This window comes from Mesorhizobium sp. M7A.T.Ca.US.000.02.2.1 (genome assembly GCF_003996995.1).
Classification (GTDB): Bacteria; Pseudomonadota; Alphaproteobacteria; order Rhizobiales; family Rhizobiaceae; genus Mesorhizobium.
In genome coordinates this window covers 1-2492 of sequence record NZ_RZTT01000628.1, presented here as the reverse complement: position 1 = coordinate 2492, position 2492 = coordinate 1, and the positions used below count along the sequence as shown (strand labels likewise).

Genomic DNA, 2492 nt, shown 5'->3' with positions numbered 1-2492 from the left:
ATATAATACTGTCAATTTCCATATAAAAAATGGGATGCGGAAACTGGATTGTGGCAGCAGAACGGTCGCTGCTATAAAGGCAATCAACATGGGAATCATAGAATTGTAAGGAGATCTCTTACTTCGATAAAAGCCAGACTCACAATCAGAGTTTTAACGCTGGCAAGAACTGTGCATTCTTTACGGCGCCAGACCTTGAGTTGCACCCTCGGTCGTGGCTGCACTAGTCGGACAAGATCCGGGGTGGCTGCTAGCCCGTTTTCTCACCGCATCTGGCGTTAGGCGGTGTTTTGGCCTGGCCAGGAGCCGGTATCGTGCCCCGATCTCGAAGACGGTGCGCAATCGCCGCGTGTGTGCGGCGATTTGAGCTTGTGCAATGTACCTTTTTTGTTGGCGGGAAGGGTTCGGGTCCTGCGGCGCCATCTGGGCGCGGCCCGTATTCGGGCGTGTGCCAGGGCGAATTCGTCGGCATAGGGACACGCCGAAGCATCGCGACCTTGATGCGCCGTACCGAGACGCGGACCCGCGCACCGATTTTCAGTAGCTTCAACTCGATCGTGCCGCAGGTGGGCTCGGCGGGCCGGGTGTGGGCGAGGCCGAGGCGGCGCAAGGCGCAAATGAGAACGTAGACAAACGAGGCAAACCAAAGCCGCAACGATTGGCGCGCAGGTATGGGCGCTGGTGCGATCGGGTAGACGGAAAGCGCCCGTGCCGCCTAGCGCTCTGGCTTGAGGACGACACGATAAAGCGCGGATTGGCACCCAGCGTCGTGCACTCGGCCTGAGCCACAGCCCTTCTTTCGTCAACCACAGGAAAGTCGCCAAAGACGCGTGCGACCTGTGACCTGCCACGGGTAATTTCCTCCATCTGAGATTAGAGTCCGGCCTCGATTGAAGGACGGACTGATGAAGAGAAGGCGGTTTACAGAAGCAGATCATCACGGTTCTGCGTGAGCATGAGGCGGGAGCAAAGGCGGGCGACCTGGCGCGCAAGCATGGGATCTCCGAGGCGACGCTGTATAACTGGAAGGCGAAGTATGGCTGATGGACGTCTCCGATGCCAAACGGCTGAAAGCCTTGGAAGACGAGAACGCGAAGCTGAAGAAACTGCTCGCCGACCAGATGCTCGAAGCGTCGGCACTGCGCGAGCTTCTTTCAAAAAAATGGTAGGGTCCGCCGCCAAGCGCGAAGCCGTCGCGCATCTGCAGGCCGTCATGGGTGTGTCGGAGCGTCGGGCCTGTTCCTTCGTCGGTGCCGATCGCAAGATCGTCCGCTATCGGTCCCGGCGTCCGCCGGAGACGGAGCTGCGCAAGGTTACGCGACCTCGCCAACGAGCGCCGCCGCTTCGGCTATCGACGCCTGTTCATTCTGCTCCAGCGCGAGGGCGAGCCATCAGGGGTCAATCGCATCTACCGGCTCTCCCACGAGGAGGGTCCGGCGGTGCGCAAGCGCCGGGCACGGCGACGAGCGGTCGGCACGCGGGCGCCGATCCTGGTTGAGGCGAAGCCGAACGCGCGCTGGTCGCTAGACTTCGTCCATGATCAGTTCGCCTGCGGGCGGCGGTTCCGGGTGCTGAACATCGTCGACGACGTGACGCGCGAATGCCTTGCCGCGATCCCGGACACGTCGATCTCCGGCCGGCCCCTTGCTCGGGAACTGGCTGACCTGATCGCCTGGCGCGGCAAGCCGGACATGATCGTTTCCGAACACGGCACAGAGTTCATCTCGAACGCCATCCTCGCCTGGGCAGATCAGAACAGCGTCGAATGGCATTACATTGCGCCCGGCAAGCCGATGCAGACGGATGTTGTAGAATAGCCCGTTCTTCTCATTCGGCATTTTTTTCCACAGCCTTCGGCCTTTCCGGCCTCGTTCGCCATCGGGAAGTCGCGGCTGCATAGGCAGCTTCCGCCTTCTCGACGCGGAATCGTTCTTCGGCGCGCTTGGCCGGGATGTTATAGGTCGAAGGCGGTGCCGCGTCTGGCGTGGCTGGTCGGAAGGCCGGCACGCAGCTCGACCGATCTGAACTTGCGGGCAAGCAAGGCCGGCCGGACCCAGATGTAGTCGGTATCCTTGCTCAGCATGTGCCAGATGATCATTGCAAGCTTGCGCGCAGTGGCGACGGCCGCGATGTGCTTCCCGCGGCGCGAGGCGATCCGCTTGTGGAAGGCGCGAAGAGGTCCTGGCGATCGCACAGCCGCCCATGCTGCCTCGACCAGCATCCCCCGCGCATGGCCGCGGCCCTGCTTCGTGATGCGCCCGTGATAGGCTGGCCCCTCACCGGACTGCCGCACGCTCGGATTGAGGCCAAGATAGGCAACGAGCTTCTGTGGATCGCTGAAGCGCCGTATGTCGCCGATTGCCGCGGCAACGCTCGCAGCCACGGTGACGTCGAGGCCGGGCAACGTCATCAGGCGGCGGATTGTCTGATCCTGGAGGGCATGTACGGCGATATCCGCCTCGACCACCGTCAACGCCTCGTTGATCTGGTTA

The 2492-nt window shown here is 61.7% G+C and carries 2 protein-coding genes and 2 pseudogenes; 2 read left to right on the top strand and 2 right to left on the bottom strand.

What is annotated here, in order from left to right; all coding sequences use genetic code 11:
- Nucleotides 1-109: LuxR C-terminal-related transcriptional regulator (locus EOD15_RS32735; RefSeq protein ID WP_148129767.1), on the top strand; the 109-nt coding region annotated here is incomplete at its 5' end.
- 313 nt (nucleotides 110-422) lie between these two features.
- Here the strand turns inward: EOD15_RS32735 and EOD15_RS37105 are convergent.
- Nucleotides 423-867, bottom strand: a pseudogene (locus EOD15_RS37105) (transposase); the annotation flags it as partial.
- A 38-nt stretch (nucleotides 868-905) separates the two neighbouring features.
- On the opposite strand from EOD15_RS37105, the pseudogene EOD15_RS32720 reads away from it, so the two are divergent.
- Nucleotides 906-1799, top strand: a pseudogene (locus EOD15_RS32720) (IS3 family transposase); the annotation flags it as partial.
- Between the two features lie 155 nt (nucleotides 1800-1954).
- On the opposite strand, the gene EOD15_RS32715 reads toward EOD15_RS32720, so the two are convergent.
- On the bottom strand, nucleotides 1955-2492 hold a 538-nt coding region (locus EOD15_RS32715; RefSeq protein WP_245463831.1), incomplete at its 5' end, for a transposase.